At 31.9% G+C, this 226-nt stretch carries 1 protein-coding gene; it reads right to left on the bottom strand.

From position 1 onward, the window contains the following. Positions 1–226: glycosyltransferase family 2 protein (locus NO357_RS21335; protein ID WP_306737783.1), on the bottom strand; the 226-nt coding region annotated here is incomplete at both ends.

Here is a 226-nt window from a genome sequence, read left to right as displayed (position 1 = left end):
AAAAACATTTGTAATAGGTTGTAGCCAATTTTCTGTAACTTCAATATCGCTGTTAAGTAAACAGTAAATAGTTTCATGGACATTTTGCAAGGCGTCATTATAACCTTTTGCGTAGCCTCCATTCGAGCTGTTTTGTATGATTTTGACTTCTGGGAAATTTCTTTTAATATAAAGAATAGAATCATCGGTAGATGCATTATCAGCTACATATATAGTAGCTTCTTTT

Source organism: Marimonas arenosa (assembly GCF_030848945.1).
Taxonomy (GTDB): Bacteria; Pseudomonadota; Alphaproteobacteria; order Rhodobacterales; family Rhodobacteraceae; genus Marimonas; species Marimonas arenosa.
The sequence above is the reverse complement of the archived record's forward strand: the minus strand, read 5'-3'. Positions and strand labels throughout refer to the sequence as shown.